Annotated in this window: 15 protein-coding genes, 1 rRNA gene and 2 pseudogenes; 6 read left to right on the top strand and 12 right to left on the bottom strand. The window is 47.7% G+C overall.

What is annotated here, in order from left to right:
• From BLS03_RS15615 to trxA, 8 genes and pseudogenes are all read right to left on the bottom strand, one after another.
• Window positions 1-329, bottom strand: a 16S ribosomal RNA gene (locus BLS03_RS15615); the annotation flags it as partial.
• Between the two features lie 521 nt (window positions 330-850).
• Complete coding sequence (gene fre / locus BLS03_RS15610; RefSeq protein WP_093275926.1) at window positions 851-1,564, bottom strand: NAD(P)H-flavin reductase; 714 nt, start codon at window positions 1,562-1,564, stop codon at window positions 851-853.
• A gap of 14 nt (window positions 1,565-1,578) precedes the next feature.
• Window positions 1,579-1,848, bottom strand: a complete 270-nt coding sequence (locus tag BLS03_RS15605) for a 2Fe-2S iron-sulfur cluster-binding protein (RefSeq protein WP_093275924.1) — start codon at window positions 1,846-1,848, stop codon at window positions 1,579-1,581.
• Window positions 1,845-2,204: pseudogene (locus BLS03_RS26210) on the bottom strand (4-hydroxy-3-polyprenylbenzoate decarboxylase); the annotation flags it as partial. The gene BLS03_RS15605 and the pseudogene BLS03_RS26210, both read right to left, overlap by 4 nt.
• A 110-nt stretch (window positions 2,205-2,314) precedes the next feature.
• Window positions 2,315-3,698, bottom strand: a pseudogene (gene ubiD / locus BLS03_RS15600) (4-hydroxy-3-polyprenylbenzoate decarboxylase); the annotation flags it as partial.
• A 91-nt stretch (window positions 3,699-3,789) separates the two neighbouring features.
• Window positions 3,790-4,788, bottom strand: a complete 999-nt coding sequence (locus tag BLS03_RS15595) for a hypothetical protein (RefSeq protein WP_093275918.1) — start codon at window positions 4,786-4,788, stop codon at window positions 3,790-3,792.
• Window positions 4,789-4,891: 103 nt separating this feature from the next.
• Complete coding sequence (rho, locus tag BLS03_RS15590; RefSeq protein WP_093275915.1) at window positions 4,892-6,151, bottom strand: transcription termination factor Rho; 1,260 nt, start codon at window positions 6,149-6,151, stop codon at window positions 4,892-4,894.
• A gap of 200 nt (window positions 6,152-6,351) precedes the next feature.
• Entirely contained in the window at window positions 6,352-6,678 is a 327-nt protein-coding gene (gene trxA / locus BLS03_RS15585) for a thioredoxin TrxA (protein ID WP_093275912.1), read from the bottom strand.
• Window positions 6,679-6,790: 112 nt separating this feature from the next.
• On the opposite strand from trxA, the gene rhlB reads away from it, so the two are divergent.
• Both rhlB and gppA read left to right on the top strand, forming a co-directional pair.
• On the top strand, window positions 6,791-8,101 hold the full coding sequence (gene rhlB / locus BLS03_RS15580) for an ATP-dependent RNA helicase RhlB (RefSeq protein WP_093275910.1): 1,311 nt from the start codon (window positions 6,791-6,793) through the stop codon (window positions 8,099-8,101).
• A gap of 6 nt (window positions 8,102-8,107) precedes the next feature.
• The gene (gene gppA, locus BLS03_RS15575; protein WP_093275907.1) at window positions 8,108-9,598 is read left to right on the top strand and encodes a guanosine-5'-triphosphate,3'-diphosphate diphosphatase; all 1,491 of its coding nucleotides are present in this window, start codon (window positions 8,108-8,110) and stop codon (window positions 9,596-9,598) included.
• Window positions 9,599-9,686: 88 nt separating this feature from the next.
• Here gppA and BLS03_RS15570 read toward each other — a convergent pair whose 3' ends face one another.
• The 3 genes from BLS03_RS15570 to recQ form a co-directional block, all read right to left on the bottom strand.
• Window positions 9,687-10,364, bottom strand: a complete 678-nt coding sequence (locus BLS03_RS15570) for a 7-cyano-7-deazaguanine/7-aminomethyl-7-deazaguanine transporter (protein ID WP_093275905.1) — start codon at window positions 10,362-10,364, stop codon at window positions 9,687-9,689.
• 233 nt (window positions 10,365-10,597) lie between these two features.
• The gene (locus BLS03_RS15565) at window positions 10,598-10,918 is read right to left on the bottom strand and encodes a DUF3630 family protein (protein WP_093275903.1); all 321 of its coding nucleotides are present in this window, start codon (window positions 10,916-10,918) and stop codon (window positions 10,598-10,600) included.
• Window positions 10,911-12,746, bottom strand: a complete 1,836-nt coding sequence (recQ, locus tag BLS03_RS15560) for an ATP-dependent DNA helicase RecQ (RefSeq protein WP_093275900.1) — start codon at window positions 12,744-12,746, stop codon at window positions 10,911-10,913. The genes BLS03_RS15565 and recQ overlap by 8 nt, the downstream gene beginning before the upstream one ends.
• A 164-nt stretch (window positions 12,747-12,910) precedes the next feature.
• Here recQ and rarD point away from each other — a divergent pair, with 164 nt between their 5' ends.
• The 4 genes from rarD to ggt all read left to right on the top strand — a co-directional run bounded on the left by rarD (window position 12,911) and on the right by ggt (window position 17,434).
• Window positions 12,911-13,837 carry an EamA family transporter RarD gene (rarD, locus tag BLS03_RS15555; protein ID WP_093275898.1) on the top strand — a complete coding sequence of 309 codons (927 nt, stop codon included), beginning with the start codon at window positions 12,911-12,913 and terminating at the stop codon, window positions 13,835-13,837.
• Window positions 13,838-13,942: 105 nt separating this feature from the next.
• Window positions 13,943-14,749, top strand: a complete 807-nt coding sequence (locus BLS03_RS15550; protein ID WP_093275894.1) for an AraC family transcriptional regulator — start codon at window positions 13,943-13,945, stop codon at window positions 14,747-14,749.
• Window positions 14,750-14,863: 114 nt separating this feature from the next.
• Entirely contained in the window at window positions 14,864-15,526 is a 663-nt protein-coding gene (locus BLS03_RS15545) for a LysE family translocator (protein ID WP_093275892.1), read from the top strand.
• A 156-nt stretch (window positions 15,527-15,682) separates the two neighbouring features.
• Entirely contained in the window at window positions 15,683-17,434 is a 1,752-nt protein-coding gene (ggt, locus tag BLS03_RS15540; RefSeq protein WP_093275889.1) for a gamma-glutamyltransferase, read from the top strand.
• Window positions 17,435-18,178: 744 nt separating this feature from the next.
• Here the strand turns inward: ggt and uvrD are convergent.
• Entirely contained in the window at window positions 18,179-20,353 is a 2,175-nt protein-coding gene (gene uvrD, locus BLS03_RS15535) for a DNA helicase II (protein ID WP_093275887.1), read from the bottom strand.
• Window positions 20,354-20,545 lie beyond the last annotated feature (192 nt).

Here is a 20,545-nt window from a genome sequence, read left to right as displayed (position 1 = left end):
CCAGTGTGGCTGATCATCCTCTCAGACCAGCTAGGGATCGTCGCCTTGGTGAGCCCTTACCTCACCAACTAGCTAATCCCACCTGGGCATATCCTGACGCGAGAGGCCCGAAGGTCCCCCTCTTTGAGCCGAAGCTATCATGCGGTATTAGCCATCGTTTCCAATGGTTATCCCCCACATCAGGGCAATTTCCCAGGCATTACTCACCCGTCCGCCGCTCGCCGCCCATAAACGCCCCCGAAGGTTTGTTTATGTCGCTGCCGCTCGACTTGCATGTGTTAGGCCTGCCGCCAGCGTTCAATCTGAGCCATGATCAAACTCTTCAATTAAAAGTTTTTTCGGCTCAATGAATACTGAACATTACATAAAGTAATGTTTGAATTGACTGTGCTCTTATTGGTTTTCACTTTTGAAAAAGTGAAACAAAACAGCTCAAGGCTGCTTCCCAATTCGAATGGTCACTTCGTATCATTGAAACCAATTTGATTCCGAAGAATCTAATTTGATTATCATCAACGAGTGCCCACACAGATTGATAGGTTTATATTGTTAAAGAGCTTGCTTTACGAAACATTGTTTCTCAAAGCGGAGGTGCATTCTAACGAGTTAATTTGAAGAGTCAAACACTTTTTCAAATTTTCTTTTTAGAAGTCTTACCCTCTGAAACACTTGCTGTTGTCTTTCGACTCCCACCGTGTCAGTGAGGGCGCATTATAGGGAGTTTCCGAACTCGCGCAACCCTTTTATTTAAATAATTTTCAAAAAACATTCGTTCGCCGAATATCTGTACGAAAGCATAAAAAAAGAGGGCAGAAATGCCCTCTTTTTGACCAAGCTGGAATTCATCTATTTAGATAAAAGCGTATGCGTCACCAAAAATACGTTCTTTCAATGCTGATTTATTTTGAGTGAACTGTTCGCGCGCTGCACCCGCCATGTCGAAACGACCTGCGATATAAATGTCAAAATCCGCCAATGATGAAAAGTCTTCATTTACCGCTTCCAGTACATTACCTACTTTTCCTTGCCAATCTGATTTCGCTTGTTCAATGACTGGCACAAAATCGATATGTGAATGGGATTGAGCAATATGGATAAGCTCATCTTTGGCATAAAGCTGTTCTTCATCACGCGCTCCCCAGTAAAGGTGGATTGGGTTTTGAATATTTTGCGCGATGCAATGATCGAGAATTGACCGCACGTAGCTAAATCCTGTTCCCCCAGCAATGAGCAACAACGAGCGCTCGCTGTCCTCTTTAAGCCAAGCTTCGCCATGGGGAGCATCAATCGTGATATCGCCTTGAGTCTCGAGCGCGGTTTTCATTGCCTCAACAACTTCAATCGCATAAGCGTTATGTTCCGCAGCCCCAATGTGCAACTCCAATTCACCCTCATGGCGACATGGACTGCTGGCAATCGAGAACGGACGTTTATCTTTCTCACCCATAACCACCATCAAATACTGACCCGCTTTAAAATCTAGTGCGGTTTCTGGATGCAGAAGGATTTGATAAGTATTGCTCGCAAGCGGCTGAATAGACTTTACTTTACATTGAACTGTCATGGTTATCCTCTTACTTACTCTGCAAAAGTAAGTACTAATTGACTTTCTGCGAAGGCCTGGCAGGGGAAAATCCAACCTTGTTGCTGCTCTTTCTCTGTGAGCATTGGCTCAAGGTGATAACTGACCACGCCTTCTATTTTACGACATAGACATGCTGCACACGCGCCAACTTGGCAACGGTGTGGAAAACGGATGTTATTGTTGAGCGCCGCTTCCAATACAGTTTGTCCTTGTGGAACTTCAAATTCGATGCCTTGTGGCACTATGGTGACAAGATGACTCATTCGATACCAAGTTGATGCCAAATACTATCGATTTTACTCACAAGCGTTGGATCTTTATGGATTGGCGTCCCCCACTCTCTTTGAACTTCACCTGGAAATTTTTTGGTGGCATCTAAACCAAGTTTCGAGCTGTTGCCTGCTTCAGATGGACACTGAACGGTATCCCTAGCAGGATCCATGCGGGTCGTAATCGCCCAAATAACATCATGCCAATCGTATGGGTTAACATCCTCATCACAGAGTACAACATACTTAACATCAGTATAAGGCGCGAGAAACGACCAAAGTTTATCTAGAACTTGCCTAGATTCGCCTGCAGACGCTTTTTGCATGGTAACAATAACAAACTGATTCGCACTGCTTGGCGCAAAGTGGATTTCGATGATATTTGCAGTTTGATGTTTAAAATCCGCGATCTCATCTTCACTTGGTCTAGCGTTAGCTTTTGTACTGACACTTGGACTCATCGCGATTTCCGCTTCCCATTTGATGGTGGCATCAATCCCCATCTTTGAGCCTAAGCCAGCAACTGGCGAGGCAAAATCGAGAGAATCGATCGGCGTATTTTCTATCATTAGAGCGTCACCAACCGGATCGGTATGCTCGGTGATGGCTTGAATGACGTCATCCCAGTGACGAGCATTAACGCTTTCATCACAGACAATCACAAACTTGGTGTACATAAACTGACGCAAGAAAGACCAACATCCCATCATCACTCGTTTGGCATGACCGGGATATTGCTTTTTCATCGTCACAACCGCCATACGATACGAACACCCTTCCGGCGGCAAATAGAAATCAGTAATTTCAGGGAACTGCTTTTGCAAGATTGGCACAAACACTTCATTTAACGCAACGCCTAGCACGGCAGGCTCATCTGGCGGACGCCCAGTATAAGTGCTGTGATAAATCGGCTTGTTACGCATCGTAATGTGAGTAATAGTGAACACACGATGGCGCTCTTTTTCGTTGTAGTAACCGGTGTGATCGCCGTAAGGCCCTTCATCAGCAAACTCATTCGGGTCGATATAACCTTCAAGCACAATCTCTGCGCTCGCCGGCACTTCCAAATCATTACTGATGGATTTTACCACCTCGGTTTTACTACCACGTAGCAGGCCAGCGAATGCGTATTCAGATAACGAATCGGGAACCGGTGTTACTGCACCAAGGATAGTGGCTGGGTCTGCGCCAAATGCCACAGATACTGGAAACGGTTTGCCGGGAAATTTCTCCATCCAATCTTGCAAATCCAAAGCACCACCACGATGGGCTAACCAACGCATAATGATTTTATTTTTAGCGATTTTTTGCTGACGATAGATACCGATATTTTGGCGCTTTTTATTTGGCCCTCGAGTGACTGTTAATCCCCAAGTCATCAGTGGCGCGACATCATCAGCCCAGCAACTCATCACTGGCACTTTATCTAAATCAACTTGCTCACCCGTCCATACAACCTCTTGGCACGGAGAATGCCGAAGTCGCTTAGCTGGCATGTTTAAGACTTTCTTAAACACAGGCAATTTATCGATGGCGTCTTTAAATCCTTTCGGTGGCTCAGGCTCTTTTAAATACGCCAGCAACTTACCGACTTCACGAAGCTCTTGAACATCTTGACGCCCCATTCCCATGGCAACACGTTCGGTGGTGCCAAACAGATTGGTTAACACTGGAATGTCGTAGCCGATTGGATTTTCAAATAACAGAGCAGGACCGCCCGCGCGTAATGTGCGGTCGCTGATTTCTGTCATTTCATAATGAGGATCAACCGGATGAGAAATGCGCTTCAACAAACCTCTTTGTTCAAGATGATCGGTGAAATCGCGTAAGTCCTTAAAACTCATAGGCCTTCTATTGACTGGTTAAACTGCAGGCAGTATATCAAAAAGCACCATCAACCGATCCCTCTTTTTGAGTATGGTTATCATTAAAGCGCTATTGTCCTATCGCGCTTAAGATAAGGCGGCTTTTCACACCTTGATTACTATTGGCAAGCTCTTCCAACCATGAATGATAACCTTGGCTTGCCAACTCTTTGGCGACATAAGGCGCATCATCGGCCAACGACATTCGAGCGATCAGAAAGGTTTTCACCTCTTCGCTCATCGGTTTGACTTGAGTGAGCGCTTTCAGTGCTGGTTCCTTTAAGCTTGGGTTACCCGTTGCTTGCATGACTTGCTTGAGCGAGAAATTATCCGCAACACGCGCGAGACGTTCTAATTCGTTAACTACGTTTTGATCAGCTCGCATACGCCACAGTAACGAGTACAGTTCTGGATCTTCACTGACTTGAGCTAGCCGAACCATCACACTTGAGGACGGCAGCCAACTGGTCACCGCTTCTTTGGTTAATTGATGATTCAGATAAGTAATCGCACTATGAGAAAGGCTGTCGACCTCACTGATGAGCAGAGCTTCTCGAGCTTGCACTTGGTAAGCAGAACCTGATAACCAATCTTTGAGTACCAAATCGTGCCGCTCCGCGGACAATTTAAAACCTAAACTCGATTGGTTTTGGTGCCAGCGTTTGAGAATTCGACTGGCAATAGAAGGGTAATTAAACGCGGGTACAGAAAACTCATAGCCGTCACCACGCTCAAGCACTTGATAGGTAGGTGCCATCGCTTGCTGTTCTTCAACAAACAACGCCATTTTTGGCGTTAGGAAAATGCTCTGCTGGTCGATTTTCTTGAGTAGCAAATAACGAGCAATCTCTTGCTGAGGTAGCGCCAAACGTTCGAGAGAAAATTTAAGCGTGTCGACCTCATCCTCGATGGCATATTGAAGAAATTGCGCGACTTTATCTTGTAGCTGCGTGTCTTTGAGCCACTGTTTGACTTCTTGCGGCTGCATTTCCGCCGCCTGAAGAGTTGGTAAACCTGTACCCAGTAGCAAGATTGACAGGAGTAGCGAAGACAACATTCCTTGTTGCATATTAACCTCCTTGTAACATTGCACCTATTTTGGGCACTGTTTGCCTAGAATGCAAACAAAAACGCCACCGCTAGGCGGTGGCGCTTCAAACTTTCGTTCGAGATCACTGACGACGCATAGCGTCAAAGAATTCATCGTTGGTTTTGGTCATAGCCAATTTGTCGATGAGGAATTCCATCGCATCGATTTCGCCCATTGGGTGAACAATCTTACGTAGAATCCACATTTTTTGTAGCTCGTCGGTTTTCGTTAATAACTCTTCGCGACGAGTACCACTGCGGTTAAAATCAATCGCAGGGAAAACGCGTTTTTCAGCAATCTTACGGTTCAGGTGCAATTCCATGTTACCTGTACCTTTAAATTCTTCGTAGATAACTTCATCCATCTTAGAGCCTGTATCCACAAGCGCTGTTGCGATGATAGTCAGGCTACCACCTTCTTCTACGTTACGAGCCGCACCGAAGAAGCGCTTAGGACGATGCAGTGCGTTCGCATCCACACCACCAGTAAGTACTTTACCTGATGAAGGAACAACAGTGTTGTATGCACGAGCCAAACGAGTGATCGAGTCCAAAAGGATAACCACGTCTTTCTTGTGTTCAACTAGACGCTTGGCTTTTTCAATCACCATTTCCGCAACTTGCACGTGGCGCGATGCTGGCTCATCAAAAGTAGAAGCAATCACTTCACCTTTAACCAGACGCTGCATCTCGGTTACTTCTTCTGGACGCTCGTCGATAAGAAGAACCATCAATTCACATTCAGGGTGGTTGTAAGCGATGCTCTGCGCAATGTTTTGCAGCAGCATGGTTTTACCCGCTTTTGGCGGCGCGACAATCAGACCACGTTGGCCTTTACCGATTGGTGATGCAAGGTCAAGAACACGAGCAGTGATGTCTTCGGTTGAACCATTACCACGCTCCATAACCATACGTTCATTCGCATGTAGAGGGGTTAAGTTTTCAAAAAGGATTTTGTTGCGGGCGTTGTCTGGTTTGTCGTGGTTAACCGTGTTGACTTTGAGAAGGGCAAAATAACGTTCACCGTCTTTTGGTGGGCGAATTTTACCAGCAATCGAGTCACCGGTGCGCAGGTTAAAACGACGAATTTGGCTTGGTGAGACATAAATGTCATCAGGACCTGCCAAATATGAGCTGTCGGCACTGCGGAGGAAACCAAAGCCGTCTTGTAGAATTTCCAGAACCCCGTCGCCAAAAATATCTTCCCCGCTCTTTGCGTGAGCTTTGAGGATCGCGAAGATAATATCTTGTTTTCTCAAACGAGCCAGATTTTCAAGGCCTAAGCTTTCGCCAAGTTTCACAAGCTCAGACACAGGTCTGTTCTTCAGTTCAGTTAGATTCATTGTGGAGGATACTTGTTTAGTCAAAATAGGATCTGTTTTCTAGTTAAGATGGATTTGGTCACAGGATCGACCAAGAAGAGGATTCTTGTTTATTTAACGTGCGATAAACTATCACTAAAAGAAAGACTAGTCTAGATTTTGTTAAGAGACAAAAGTAAAACCGCACGTGTTAATTAACGTACGGTTTTACAATTGAGACATTAAAGATTGGCGTCTAGAAACTCTTTAAGTTGAGTTTTTGATAGCGCACCAACTTTTGTCGCTGCAACACCGCCATCTTTAAATAGCAGCAATGTAGGGATACCACGAATACCAAATTTTGGTGGCGTGCCTGCATTTTGATCGATATTCAGTTTACCGATAGTGAGTTTGCCAGCGTACTCTTCGGCGATTTCGTCAAGAATTGGCGCGATCATCTTACAAGGACCACACCACTCTGCCCAAAAATCAACCAGAACCGGGCCTGCAGCGTTGATAACGTCGTTGTCAAAACCATCGTCGGTCAGCTGCAAAATATTATCACTCATCTTCAACTCCAATGTGCATTTTTTGAACTGGTTTAATGGTAACCAGCAAATAGATGCCCTATTGGAATGTATTTACTTTCGTATTGCAAGCTTAAGCTGATATTCTATAGCAATGAAAAAGACGCATATCACAGAGCAAAAGTTCGCCGACTTGGACTTACACGCCCAAGTTATTGAAGGATTGAATAAAAAAGGGTTCGAGTATTGTACCCCTATTCAAGCTAAGGCGCTGCCGGTTCTGCTCACCGGCCAAGACATTGCAGGCCAGGCCCAAACCGGGACTGGTAAAACCATCGCGTTTCTCGCTGCTACTTTCCATCATTTATTGGTCACGCCTGAACATGAAGGTCGTAAGCCAACTCAGCCACGTGCAATTATTATGGCACCAACGCGAGAGTTAGCGATTCAGATTTTCAACGATGCTGAACCCCTTGTCGCTTCAACAGGCCTAAAAGCGGCTCTCGCTTATGGTGGTGAAAGCTACGACAAACAGCTGTCGAAAATTCAACAAGGCGTCGACATTCTAATCGGCACCACGGGCCGTATTATTGATTTTTATAAGCAAAACGCTTTTAACCTCAATAACATTCAAGCTGTGGTACTGGATGAAGCCGACCGCATGTTCGACCTTGGCTTTATTAAAGACATTCGTTTCTTGTTCCGCCGTATGCCGGAAGCTAAAGATCGTTTGAACATGCTGTTCTCTGCAACGCTGTCTTACCGCGTGCAAGAGTTGGCTTTTGAACATATGAATGAACCAGAACATGTGGTGGTTGAACCGGAACAAAAAACCGGCCATCGCATTACCGAAGAACTGTTCTACCCGTCTAACGAAGACAAAATGGCGCTATTGCAAACTCTGATTGAAGAAGAGTGGCCAGATCGCGCAATCATTTTTGCCAACACCAAACACCAATGTGAATTGGTTTGGGGCCATCTTGCTGCCGACCAACATCGCGTTGGCCTATTGACTGGCGACGTACCACAGAAGAAACGCGAAAAGATTCTTGAGCAATTTACTCAAGGTGAAGTCGATATTCTGGTCGCGACCGACGTGGCTGCCCGTGGTTTGCATATACCTCAAGTAACACACGTATTTAACTACGACTTACCGGATGACTGCGAAGACTATGTTCACCGTATTGGCCGTACTGGTCGTGCTGGCGCAAGCGGCTTCTCAATCAGCTTCGCCTGCGAGCGTTATGCAATCAACTTAACTGCGATTGAAGAGTACACCGAACACTCGATTCCAGTTTCAGATTACGACCCAAGTGCACTGCTGCGCGACCTTCCTGCGCCATTGCGTTTCCGTAGCGGCAATCAGCAGCGCCGTACCAATACGGGTGGTTCTCGTTCATCGAATAACAAACGTCAGCCACAACGTCGTCCACGCCAACCGCGTAAACCGCAGAAGGATTCGTAGTCGTCTATGAGCCAAGCCGTATCTTCTCCGCTCTATGCTGCCATCGACCTCGGGTCGAACAGTTTCCATATGCTCGTTGTGCGTCATATTGATGGCAGCATTCAAACCATGGCGAAAATCAAACGCAAAGTGCGTTTAGCTGCCGGTCTTGATGAAAACAATGCCCTTAGCCAAGAAGCCATGCAGCGCGGTTGGGATTGCTTGAGCTTATTTGCAGAGCGTCTGCAAGACATTCCTAAGCAAAACATTCGCATTGTCGGTACTGCAACGCTTAGAACCGCGACCAATGTCGAGGTGTTTCTCACCAAAGCCAAGCAAATTCTCGGTTATCCAATCGAGGTTATTTCAGGCGAAGAAGAAGCGGCCACCATCTATAAAGGGGTGGCGCATACCTCTGGCGGTATCGGCCGTCGGTTGGTTGTTGATATCGGCGGAGCTAGCACCGAACTGATTATCGGTGAAGGCTTTGATGCCAAAGCGCTAACCAGCCTAAAGATGGGTTGTGTGACTTGGCTGGAACGTCATTTTAAAGACCGCCAGCTTAACGCGCATAACTTTAATCAGGCAATTCAAGCGGCTAAAGACACATTACAACCGATTCTTGAGCAGTACACTCAACTCGGTTGGGATGTATGTGTGGGAGCAAGTGGCACAGTTCAAGCTCTGCAAGAAATCATGCTGGCGCAAGGTATGGATGAAGTCATCACCCATGCCAAACTCAAACGTCTGCAAAAGCAAGCCATGCTTGCTGATCACCTTGAAGAACTTGAAATTGAAGGCCTGACGCTGGAGCGTGCGCTGGTTTTCCCAAGCGGCCTATCGATTCTAATCGCGATATTTGAATTACTGAATATCGACGCCATGACTCTGGCTGGCGGCGCCCTGCGTGAAGGTCTGTTGTATGAAATGGTCGATGAACTGCGCCAAGATGACATTCGCGCTCGCACCATTGCCAGCGTTCAAACCCGTTACCAGCTAGATAACGAGTATGGCGAACAAGTTGCGCGTCTCGCGCAGCAAATGCTGGCCAGTTGTGGTGGCAGTGAATGGATTGAAGAGCCACAAGCCGAAACCCTACTGATCTCAGCAGCCAAACTGCATGAAATCGGTTTGACGATCGACTTTAAAAAAGGTGGCGAACACAGTGCTTACTTGTTACAGCACCTTGATTTACCGGGTTTTACTCGCGCCCAGAAGCATTGTTTAGCTGAGCTCACACGTCGCTATCGTGAGCATCTCACCTCACTTCCTGAGCAACATGCTCTCTCTGGAACCAGCGCCAAGCGTTTGCTGCGTTTATTGCGCCTTGCCGTGCTGTTAACCCATCGCCGTACACCAGAGTTGGAGCCAGACATTCATCTGACCGCTAACGGTGACCAGCTAACACTAAGCATCGACACCACTTGGCTACAAGCGAATCCGTTAACGGCCGCAGAGCTTGAAATTGAAGTGCACCGCCAAAGCGACATCGGCTGGCCACTGGTGATTGGTAGCTAACCCTAAGCGGCTGATATCGGAAACTTAGGATCAAAAAAGCCGAGCTTAAGCTCGGCTTTTTTCTATCTCAATATTATTTCTCAGTCGATTAAGAACGCTGAGCCACGCCTGCAATGGTGAAAGCTGGGTTGACCTGAGTGAGCTTTTTGACCAAGTAATTGAGCAGCACACCATACATAGGCACAAACAGCCCTAGGCTAATAATCAATTTAACCCCGTAATCCACCAGCGCGATTTCGGTCCAGTGCTCGGCCATAAACGCATCTGGGCTATGGTAAAACGCGATAGCAAAAAACGCGATGGTATCAAGCGCATTACCAAATAAGGTTGAACAGGTTGGCGCAATCCACCACTGCTTAAGTTGACGCAGGCGGTTGAACACTTGAACATCCAGAATCTGACCTAGCAAATAAGCCATAAAGCTCGCCAGAGCGATACGTGCGACAAACAGATTAAACTCACCTAACTGAGCAAACCCTTGATACGCACCTTCATAAAACAATACCGATAACGCATACGACACCAACAGCGCTGGAATCATCACCAAGAAAATGATTTTACGAGCCAAAGGCGCGCCAAAAATACGTACGGTGAGGTCGGTGGCGAGAAAGATAAATGGGAAAGTAAACGCGCCCCAAGTGGTGTGTAAACCAAACAGGGTAAATGGAATTTGAACCAGGTAGTTACTTGAAGCAATAATGACTAAATGGAACAAAACCAGATAGTTAAGGGCTTTGCGCTGCTGCGCAGGAGTAAAGTTATTCATGCGATACCTTTTTAGTTTGGTTTGGGGGCGAGGGAACCCAAATCGAGCCTATTCCATGTATTTGGAACAGCCCTTACCAACAATGTATAAAGTCAGAAGCTGTATTGATATCAGCCACTAACCACGAAAAATTTCGAATCCACGATTCGAGCGGCTGGCGATTATACCGAAACCCACTCAAGCCGCAAGAGGCGAAATATTAAGCAAACGTTTAAACGCAACATTCCGCGTGATTAATTGAATCCTTGAGTAAACAACTGGGCCAAAAACGCCAGTTCTTCAACCGCTTCACCAACCGCCAATGCTTCAAACCAAACAGCTTCGCTGTAATGCTCCGCTTTGAGCATTAACTGGCAGCCTTCAAAATCAATCAACCAAGAGTGAATATCAGCATCGGTTTGTTTATCGACCGCTTGCGCCGACAATCTGCTTAGCAAATACTCGCCAAGCTTGGGAAATGAATCGTAATCAAAGCTCGGCGCATTGATCACCAACCGTCCGTGCACAGCGTCATAATGATTGAGCGAGAAATCTGCGCCGCTAGAATTAGCCATAGTGAGTCACATGTTCCTGAATTAAATCTAAAAACGCATCGGCGTATTTTTCTAATTTACGCTGGCCAACGCCGTTGACCGCCAGCATTTCGCCGTAAGACATCGGCAAAATCTCAGCCATATCGATCAAGGTCGCGTCACTGAACACCACATAAGGAGGAATGCCCTCTTCGTCGGCAATCGACTTACGCAGTTTACGCAATTTGGCAAATAGCTGTTTATCGTAGTGTTTATTCGACAGTTTATCGGATTTGGCGGCGCGGGCTGCGGTATCTAAACGCGGTACCGCCAACTCAATGCTCATATCACCGCGCAGTAGCGGGCGCGCCTCTTCGGTCAGCTGTAAGGTCGAATTGCGCGTAATGTTTTGAAACAGCAACCCTTTGTGAATCAACTGGCGGAAAATACTCACCCAGTAATCGTGGCTGTGATCGCGACCAATACCATAGGTTGAAAGCTTGTCATGGCCCTGCTCACGAATTCGAATGTTCTGCATTCCGCGCAGTACTTCCACCACATAGCCAATACCGAAACTTTGATTGACGCGATAGACACACGACAGCGCTTTTTGCGCCTCTTGAGTAGCATCAAAATGCTTAGGCGGATCCAAGCAAATATCACAGTTTCCGCAAGGTTCGTGGCGATACTCTCCAAAGTAGTTAAGCAGCACTTGGCGACGACAGGTTTGCGCTTCGGCAAACGCACTCATGGCATTGAGCTTGTGGCTTTCGACCTGTTTCTGCGGCCCTTCTGGCTTTTCATCCAACATACGTTTGAGCCAACCAATGTCCGCTGGGTCATACAGCATCATCGCTTCAGCAGGCAAGCCATCACGCCCGGCTCGGCCAGTTTCTTGGTAGTAAGATTCAATGTTGCGCGGAATATCGAAATGCACCACAAAACGCACGTTGGGTTTGTTAATCCCCATGCCAAACGCCACTGTCGCCACCACGATTTGAATATCATCGCGCTGAAACGCTTCTTGCACATAAGATCGCTCATCCATGTCTAGACCGGCGTGATAACTGGCGGCGCGAATATGGTTGTTACACAGCTTTTCGGTCAGCATTTCGACTTTTTTACGGCTGCCGCAATAGATGATGCCGCACTGGCCTTTTTGAGTGCCGAGAAAACGAATGATCTGCGATACCGGTTTGTGCTTTTCTACCAATGTATAACGGATATTCGGTCGGTCAAAGCTGCCAAGATGGATATCCGGTTCGCTGAGCTGCAAACGGTGCATGATGTCATTACGCGTCGCATCGTCGGCGGTCGCGGTTAACGCCATCACGGGCACATGGGGGAAATGCTGTTTGAGTTGGCCTAGTGAAGCGTATTCCGGGCGAAAATCGTGTCCCCACTGCGAAATACAGTGCGCTTCATCGACGGCAATCATTGATAGTGGCAGTTGGCTAAGACGCTCAATAAAATCGCGCATTAGAACCCGCTCTGGCGAGACATACACCAATTTCACCGCGCCACTATGAATGCGGTTATAAATGGTAATGAGGTCGTCTCGCGCAATCGTCGAGTTAATGCATTCTGCCGCCACGCCATTGGCTTTAAGTTGGTCGACTTGGTCTTTCATCAATGAAATCAGAGGCGAAATCACTAACGTTAGGCCAGAACGCACCAAGGCTGGAATCTGATAACACAGCGACTTACCGCCACCGGTTGGCATAATCACCAATGAGTCTTTGCCTTCGACCGCCGCTTCAATCACGGCTTTTTGACCTTCACGAAACGCCTGATAACCAAATACGGTTTCTAACACGCTTTGCGGCGTAAGTTCGGATTCGGGTTGCTGGGCTAACAGAGTGGAGGTCATGCAATATCTCAAACAAGCGGTAATTTAGGTCGAAACGATAATTTCGATTGAGCCGCACATTGTAGTGGGGTTTGCTGGTGAATAAAACTGCAAATTATTAGGTGAATACTTTTAGCGCTCGTATAATAAGCCCCCGCTCAACTTTCTAATGACAGAGATTTCTGATGTCAACCGACCAACAACTCCAAGCCAAACAAGGGGTATTGCTGGCTCTCGCCGCGTACACCATGTGGGGCATCGCACCGATCTATTTTAAAGCCATCGCTCATGTTCCCGCATTGGAAATTCTCGGTCACCGCATTGTGTGGTCATTCGTCTTTTTAGCCGTTTTGATTCACACTGGTAAACGCTGGCGCAGCTTCGTTGAGGTCTTTCGCAGTAAAACCAAACTCGCCTACATGCTGGTCACCTCGCTGCTTATCGGCGCTAACTGGCTGATCTTCATCTGGGCGATCAACGCTAATCATATGCTGGATGCCAGCTTGGGTTACTATATCAACCCATTGATTAACGTAGTGTTTGGCATGTTGTTCTTGGGGGAACGGCTACGAAAAATGCAATGGGTCGCGGTGTTTCTCGCCGCCTGTGGCGTACTGGTGCAATTGCTGGCGTTTGGCAGTGTGCCGATTGTTGCGTTTGCGCTAGCGATGACATTTGCCCTGTATGGATTGCTACGTAAAAAAGTCAACTTGGATGCGCAAACTGGTTTGTTTGTCGAAACCTTAGTGTTGTTACCGGTTGCAGCGGTGTATCTATTGTGGATAGCCGACACGCCAACCTCAGATATGACGACCAATATCCTAAGCTTAAATGTGCTTTTGGTTGCTGCCGGTATTGTCACTACCCTGCCATTACTGTGTTTTACTGGCGCGGCCACGCGGCTCAAGTTGTCAACTTTGGGGTTCTTTCAATATATCGGGCCAAGTTTTATGTTCGTGCTGGCAGTCTTGGTCTATGGCGAAACCTTTAGCATGGATAAAGCCCTGACGTTTGCCTTTATCTGGGGCGCGTTGGTGATTTTTAGCGCCGATGCTTACCACAATAATCGCAAATCAAAACGTGCCGCCGCCGCGCTAAGCCCAATAAAATGATCGCCGCGATAGCGTTAGCAGCGCAGTGACGTGATCGATTTTTACAAGACTTCCCGATAGGAACTGGATAAGCTTGGTTAGAAACTAACCAAGCTTTTTTTATTTATGCCACACGACAAGGTCAACTATTACGCCACGGCTCACCAAGCTCTGCACCTGATTGAAGCGGACTATCAGGCGTTTGCGTTTTCCCGTCATTATCATTTGGATTTTCATATCGGCTTGATGATCCGAGGTGAGCAAACTTTTCAGTTTCAAGGCCGCCAACATCGCGTTGGGCCCGGTGAAATGATTTTAATGCCACCCGATGAACTGCACGATGGCCGAGCAGCGCTTGATCGTGGCTATCAAGTACGGGTGTTTTCGATCGAACCTCACTGGCTCAGTGATCTGGCCGATCTTAAGCAAAATGGCGAAATAATCGACTTTAAACGCCTGATCGTCTCGGATCCGCAGCTATTTTCACAACTGGTTAACCTGCACCAATTGTTGGCGGCTGATAATTTAAGCGCATTAGCGAAAGATTGCCTACCATTTGAAGGACTTAACACGCTTTTTGATCGCTTTGGATCTCGGATTCGCAAGCCAAATTATGCGCTTGGTAGCCGTTCAATTACGACCCTAAAAGAGTACCTACTTGCCAATCTCGACCAAGCGATACGTTTACCCGAACTGGCGAAATTGTGTGATTTGAGTTTGACCCAATTTCAACGCCATTTTAAAGCCACCATGCACATTAGCCCGCATGCTTGGCTAGCAAGACTGCGCATGGAACAGAGCTTTAAATTGCTCAAAGCAGGTCAATACGGCACCGATGTTGCTCATGCAGTGGGTTTCTATGACCAAGCGCACTTTAGTAAAGCGTTCAAAAGCTGCTATGGTATCTCACCATCCCAACTCCAGCGCCGTTAACTCGCCGCGTTTAACCGATTAACCCCAGACAAAACCAGTGCGAGAAATTTACAATCGTTCGCAACCCGATTGTTCGATACTAAGCACCCTTGTTGTTTGTCTGTTTGAGAAAGTATGTACGACCTAACACCTGTCATTACTATTGCGACCATTCACTTTATTGCCTTAATGAGCCCCGGTCCCGACTTCGCGCTCGTGGTGCAAAATGCGACCCGTTACGGGCGCAATACCGGGCTTGCCATTGCGTTTGGCTTATCATGCGGCATTTTGCTGCACTCAGTGCTTAGCATCACCGGCGTGTCGTTGATCGTTCACCAACACCCGCTGCTGTTTGCTCTGATGCAGTTGATTGGCGGTGGCTATCTACTCTATCTCGGCCTTGGCGCACTCAACGCCGTGTGGCGCCTGGCGAAAAGTGATGCGCCATACACGCCTAGCGCAGCGAAAAATCAATTGCTCTCTAGCCGCCGCCAAGCGTTTTCACGCGGTTTTGCCACCAATATTCTCAACCCTAAAGCGCTGGTGTTCTTTATCAGTTTGATGTCGAGCTTAGTGCCGGCAGATATGCCAGTTGCCGTGAAGACCTTAACCATTGCGATATTGTTTGGCTTGTCACTGCTGTGGTTTTCATTTTTAGCTTGGGCTTTATCAACCGAGCGCCTTCAAACTAAGCTGCAATCCGCTACGCTATATATCGACGGCTTATGTGGACTGGTCTTTACTGGTGTCGGTGTGATGATTGTTTGGCAGGCGATTCAGGCATTTACCTCACCTTAACCAATGCTTCAAGTGTGATTCATCAGCGTAATTAATTGGCAAAACGCTAGACTCAGCGCCACTCCACTGTCAGTCTCGAAAAAGTTTGCTTTTACTCAGCTAAGTCATTGGCTAAGCAAACTTTCCATCACTTGTCTTAAACACAAGGAGAACGATATGCAGTGGAAACGCAAGCTGATGCTCACTTCAAGCTTGATGCTCTTAAGCCCTTTCACTTGGGCAGATCAAGTCACCGATAGCGTTGCGCCGGAGCAAAGCAGCGGCCTAGAACATAAAACCTTAACCAAAGCCAAGCATTGGATGGTGACCGCCGCCAACCCTATAGCAGCTCGCGCTGGTGCCAATATTCTCAAACAAGGCGGTAACGCCATTGACGCTATGGTCGCGGTGCAATTTATGCTCGGCTTAGTTGAACCGCAATCATCGGGGATCGGTGGTGGCGCGTTTATGGTTTATTGGGATGCCAAAAACCAAGATCTCACCACCTTTGATGGCCGCGAAACCGCGCCGATGGCCGTCACACCCACGCTGTTCCAAAATGACGATGGCGAGCCGCTGTCATTCTACGATGCCGTAGTCGGTGGACGCTCAGTCGGCACGCCCGGCACCGTCAAACTGATGTGGGAAACGCACCAGAAATACGGAAAACTAGCTTGGGCACGCTTGCTCGAGCCTGCGATTCAAGCCGCCGAACAGGGCTTTATCGTCAGTCCGCGCCTCGCCAGTTTGATTGCTGAAGATGGCGAACGTTTACGTCGCTATCCTGGCACTCTCCACTACTTCTTCGATAAAGATGGTCAACCCTTGCAAGCCGGTGCGCTACTGAAAAATCCGCAATATGCCCAAACCTTAACGGCGATCGCCAAGCAAGGTGCAGACGCTTTTTATCAAGGCGAGATTAGCAAAGACATTATCGATACCGTGCAAAATGCCCAAGGTAATCCGGGCGTATTGGCTCAGCGCGATATGGATAACTACGAGGTTAAACAGAGACCTGTGGTGTGTTCTAGCTATCAAAGCTATGACGTTTGCGGCATGGGGCCGCCAAGCTCCGGCGGCTTGACTGTTGGTCAGATTCTGGCGTTAACCGAGCCCTATGAACTTAACAAATGGGGGCCGAAAGATGCGCGCTCTTGGCAAGTGATTGGCGACGCATCAAGGTTAGCCTTTGCCGATCGCGGCCAGTACATGGCTGATGAAGATTTTGTCCCGATGCCAACTCAAGGCTTACTTGACGAAGGTTATCTGGCGGATCGCGCTCGGTTGATCAAAGTCGGCCAAGCGCTGAAAGACGTAAAACCCGGCAATCCACCATGGAATCATGCGCTTAAACAGAGCGCCGATGAATCCATTGAACTTCCCTGCACCAGCCATTTTAATATCGTTGATCGCGATGGCAATGTGGTCTCGATCACCACCACCATTGAAAACCAATTTGGATCACGTTTGATGGTGCGCGGCTTTTTGCTCAACAACGAACTGACCGACTTTTCATTCCGCACCCACAATAAGGGCGTACCAATTGCCAACCGAATTGAACCGGGCAAACGACCACGCTCTTCGATGGCACCGACCATCGTGATGAAAGACGATCAACCGTACCTAGCGATTGGCTCTCCGGGCGGCAGTCGCATCATAGGTTATGTTGCGCAAGCCATTATCGCGCATACCCAATGGGGAATGGATATTCAACAAGCTCTGAACATGCCACATGTTCTCAACCGTTTTGGTGATATGGACATTGAGCAAGGCACCAATGCCGAGCAGCTTGAAGCGCCACTTGTCAAAATGGGCTTCAAAGTTAACGTGCGAGATCTCAATTCTGGACTGCACGCAATTCGTATTACATCACAAGGTTTGGAAGGCGCCGCAGATCCACGCCGAGAGGGGGTGGCAATTGGTCAGTAACCCTTAGGGGGTATATGGATGATCTGCTCACCTCCGTGTGCGAGATCTCTCACACAGGGGTGAGTAAATATCGCTTTTTTACGCAGAAAATAACACTTAGCATTACGTAACATATTGATTCATAAAAACATGAACAAAGATCACTCAAATAAAAACTCATGTAATCCATTTCTTACCATTGCTGAAAACTCAGAATGCCGTAATATCAAATTCGTCGGTAGGATGCTGGCAAGGAACAGGAAATCACCACGGATTGGTTATCTTCAGGACGAAGATTCGGTTATTCAGGAAGAATGATCGGCATGGATAGCAAACTGGACATTGAACGGACGCAATAGTAACTAGGATGGTTACTAAACAGGAAGTGAAATGGACACCTCTGGACGAGGCAAGGACTCAACATCAGGATGATGTAAAGGACACCGCTCAGGGATTAAGTGATGAGAGCTAACTGGGATAGTTAGTGGACCAGGATAGGTCAAGGACACCGCTAGGAAGGCGATGAAAGGACTAAGCTGACGGATTTCAGCACACTTATCAAGGAATAGATGCAGGGAGCACCTATAGTAGCCGGATTGCTGCAAGTAAGACTATAACCCCGATGGGCGCAAGCCCTCGGGGTTTTTCTTTATCTCTTCATGGCACATGGATACCGAATCGAATTGCTCTCCCAAGCCCGACCTCATCGGCATCTAGCGAAAAAAAAGAGCGCCGAAGCACTCCTTTCATATTGATATCAGCGAGTTAAAGCTGTTCCAGTTTGGCGTAAGCGGTCACCAGCCATTTGATACCTTCACCATTAAACGCAACCTGAACACGGCTCTGCGGACCGCTACCTTCAAAGTTAATGATGGTTCCCTCGCCAAACTTAGGATGCTTCACGCGTGAGCCAAGGCTAAAGCCCGTTTCATTGAAAGTCTCTTTCACCACACTTTGACTAAAGCGACCACTGCTGGCCGGTCGGCTCACTTGCGCTTTCATACGTACTTCATCCAAACACGCTTCTGGCAATTCGCGAATAAAACGTGACGGCTTATGGTATTTGTCTTGTCCGTACAAACGGCGCATTTCTGCGTAAGTGATGTAGAGTTTTTCCATCGCTCGCGTCATGCCAACATAACAAAGGCGGCGCTCTTCTTCCAAACGCCCAGCTTCTTCTGCTGACATTTGGCTTGGGAACATGCCCTCTTCGACACCGACCATAAACACCAGCGGAAACTCCAAACCTTTCGCGCTGTGCAGCGTCATCAGTTGCACCGCATCGTCAAACTCATCCGCTTGCCCTTCACCCGCTTCTAGCGCAGCATGGGTTAAAAATGCAGTCAGCAACGACATCTCTTCCGCTTCTTCCGGTTTTTCAAACTGACGGGTCGCGGTGACCAGCTCTTCCAAGTTCTCAATGCGCGCTTTGGATTTCTCACCCTTTTCTTGCTCGTACATGGTGTACAAGCCAGATGAGTGAATCACGTGATTGGTTTGCTCATGCAGCGGTAATTCTAATGTATCGTCTTCAAGGGCATTGATCAGTTCGACAAAGCGACTGAGCGCGCCTGCGGCCCGCCCGGTGAGCACTTGTTCGCTGAGCAGAGCAATACTGGCATCCCACATAGTGCAGCCACGTTCTCGAGCGGCAAAACGAATGGTCTCCAATGTTTTATCGCCCATACCGCGAGTTGGCGTGTTAACGATACGTTCAAATGCCGCGTCGTCGTTTCGGTTCGACATCAACCGCATATAGCTGAGCGCATCACGAATTTCCTGACGTTCGAAGAAGCGCATACCTCCATAAATACGATACGGCAAGCCAGCTTGAATCAAGGCTTCTTCCAGCACCCGCGACTGGGCGTTGTTGCGATACAACATGGCGCAATCATTGAGCACGCCGCCTTTATCTTGCCACTCTTTGATTTTACTGACCGTAAAACGCGCTTCATCCAATTCGTTGTACGCCGAATACACCGAAATCAATTCGCCTTCACTGCCATCGGTCCACAGCTCTTTGCCCATACGTTCGGTGTTATTGGCAATCAAAGCGTTCGATGCATCCAAAATGGTTTTGGTCGAACGGTAGTTTTGCTCAAGACGAATAGTGTTGACGCTTGGAAACTCTTGAGTGAATTTCTCAATGTTTTCTACTTTGGCGCCGCGCCAGCCATAAATCGATTGGTCATCGTCACCGACGATCATTACATGGCTATTTGGCCCCGCCATCATACGCAGCCAAGCATATTGAATGTTGTTGGTATCTTGGAATTCGTCGACCAGAATGTGTTGGAAACGCGCCTGATAATGTTCGCGAATGTGTTTTTTATCGCGCAGTAATTCATGGGCACGCAGCAAAATTTCCGCAAAATCGACCAACCCGGCGCGATCACACGCCTCTTGATAAGCACGATAAAGCTGCAAATAGGTTTTGGTGATCGGATCGTGGTAAGCATCGATGTGCTGCGGACGTAAGCCTTCATCTTTCTTACCGTTGATCCACCACGCCGCTTGGCGAGCAGGCCACTGTTTTTCATCCAGATTCTGCGCTTTGATCAAACGGCGCAGCAAGCGTTGCTGGTCGTCGCTGTCGATGATCTGAAAATCTTCTGGCAGCTTGGCATCCAAGTAATGGGCGCGCAAAATACGGTGACAAATACCGTGGAAAGTCCCGTTCCACATTCCAGAAGCACTGCCCATCATCAGCTCTTCAATACGCCCACGCATCTCAGCCGCGGCTTTATTGGTAAAGGTGACCGACATAATCGAAAACGGCGAAGCCTGCTCAACCGACATCAGCCAAGCGATACGGTGAACCAACACGCGCGTTTTACCACTCCCCGCACCGGCAAGTACAAGTAAGTTCTCAAGCGGCGCCGCGACCGCTTGGCGTTGTTTGTCGTTAAGACCATCGAGAAGTAAGGAAGGATCGATCATGTCAGGCTACTGGTTATTTATACATAGACAGCGATTATAACCTAAACACTTGGCTGTGTTCAGAGCAAAGCCAAGAAAAAATGGATGAAAATTAATCTTTTATTATTCAGTTGTTTATCTATACATTGCAGCGAGCGATTCACCAGATTAAAGCTGCGCGAGTAAAAATCCCGATACTCCAGCTTCAAAATC

This window comes from Vibrio xiamenensis (genome assembly GCF_900100015.1).
In the GTDB taxonomy this organism is placed as follows: Bacteria; Pseudomonadota; Gammaproteobacteria; order Enterobacterales; family Vibrionaceae; genus Vibrio; species Vibrio xiamenensis.
The sequence above is the reverse complement of the archived record's forward strand: the minus strand, read 5'-3'. Positions and strand labels throughout refer to the sequence as shown.

Bases quoted from the DNA above. Each gene is read 5' to 3' on its own strand.
- fre (WP_093275926.1), bottom strand. From the start codon at position 1,564: ATGACAGTTCAATGTAAAGTAAAGTCTATTCAGCCGCTTGCGAGCAAT.
- BLS03_RS15605 (WP_093275924.1), bottom strand. From the start codon at position 1,848: ATGAGTCATCTTGTCACCATAGTGCCACAAGGCATCGAATTTGAAGTT.
- BLS03_RS15595 (WP_093275918.1), bottom strand. From the start codon at position 4,788: ATGCAACAAGGAATGTTGTCTTCGCTACTCCTGTCAATCTTGCTACTG.
- rho (WP_093275915.1), bottom strand. From the start codon at position 6,151: ATGAATCTAACTGAACTGAAGAACAGACCTGTGTCTGAGCTTGTGAAA.
- trxA (WP_093275912.1), bottom strand. From the start codon at position 6,678: ATGAGTGATAATATTTTGCAGCTGACCGACGATGGTTTTGACAACGAC.
- rhlB (WP_093275910.1), top strand. From the start codon at position 6,791: ATGAAAAAGACGCATATCACAGAGCAAAAGTTCGCCGACTTGGACTTA.
- gppA (WP_093275907.1), top strand. From the start codon at position 8,108: ATGAGCCAAGCCGTATCTTCTCCGCTCTATGCTGCCATCGACCTCGGG.
- BLS03_RS15570 (WP_093275905.1), bottom strand. From the start codon at position 10,364: ATGAATAACTTTACTCCTGCGCAGCAGCGCAAAGCCCTTAACTATCTG.
- BLS03_RS15565 (WP_093275903.1), bottom strand. From the start codon at position 10,918: ATGGCTAATTCTAGCGGCGCAGATTTCTCGCTCAATCATTATGACGCT.
- recQ (WP_093275900.1), bottom strand. From the start codon at position 12,746: ATGACCTCCACTCTGTTAGCCCAGCAACCCGAATCCGAACTTACGCCG.
- rarD (WP_093275898.1), top strand. From the start codon at position 12,911: ATGTCAACCGACCAACAACTCCAAGCCAAACAAGGGGTATTGCTGGCT.
- BLS03_RS15550 (WP_093275894.1), top strand. From the start codon at position 13,943: ATGCCACACGACAAGGTCAACTATTACGCCACGGCTCACCAAGCTCTG.
- BLS03_RS15545 (WP_093275892.1), top strand. From the start codon at position 14,864: ATGTACGACCTAACACCTGTCATTACTATTGCGACCATTCACTTTATT.
- ggt (WP_093275889.1), top strand. From the start codon at position 15,683: ATGCAGTGGAAACGCAAGCTGATGCTCACTTCAAGCTTGATGCTCTTA.
- uvrD (WP_093275887.1), bottom strand. From the start codon at position 20,353: ATGATCGATCCTTCCTTACTTCTCGATGGTCTTAACGACAAACAACGC.